The following is a 795-nucleotide window of genomic DNA, read 5'->3' as shown; positions in this document are numbered from 1 at the left end:
AGAGACTGAATCAAAAAGACCCGTTGGGGGCTGTTAACCTTCTCGGCAAGCTGTTAACCTTGGCCACCTGAACAACTGGAACCAAGGATGGGCGCGCCGATTGTTGATGACGAACTGTGGACACTGATCGAGCCATTGCTGCCTTCGCCCAAACCCCGGCGCAAGAAGTATCCAGGCCGGTTGCCGGTTGCGAACCGAGCTGCACTGAACGGCATTCTGTTCGTGCTCAAGACCGGTATCCGCTGGCGGGACCTGTCGACCAAATTGGGATTTGGATCGGGGTCAACCTGCTGGCGACGGTTGCGCGACTGGCAGAAGGCCGGCGTGTGGAAGCGATTGCACGAGCTACTGCTGGCGAAGTTACGCGAGGCAGGCGAACTCGATTTCTCACGAGCAGCCGTCGACTCTTCATCTGTGCGAGCTGTTGGGGCGGGCGAAAAACTGGTCCGAACCCCACGGATCGCGCGCGACCAGGTTCCAAGCACCACATTCTCGTAGACGCCAATGGCGTTCCTGTCAGCGCGATCCTCACTGGCGCGAATCGCAACGACGTCACCCAGCTGCTGCCGCTGCTTGACGCCATTCCACCGATTCGCGGCGTACGTGGCCGGCCGCTTCAGAAGCCCAAGGTCATCTATGCAGACCGTGGCTATGACTCCGAGGCGCATCGCCAGAAACTTCGCGAGCGCGCCATCAAGCCGGTGATCGCCAAGCGCCGGACAGAACACGGCAGTGGTCTGGGCAAATTCCGCTGGGTTGTCGAACGTACGCATGCGTGGCTTCACAACTTCCGTC

The 795-nt window shown here is 60.1% G+C and carries 1 pseudogene; it reads left to right on the top strand.

Going from position 1 to position 795, the window contains the following annotated elements:
• Positions 1–87: 87 nt before the first annotated feature.
• Positions 88–795: pseudogene (locus tag EVC45_RS44945) on the top strand (IS5 family transposase); the annotation flags it as partial.

Source organism: Paraburkholderia sp. UYCP14C, assembly GCF_004197395.1.
Classification (GTDB): Bacteria; Pseudomonadota; Gammaproteobacteria; order Burkholderiales; family Burkholderiaceae; genus Paraburkholderia.
This window is presented reverse-complemented; position numbering and strand designations above follow the sequence as displayed.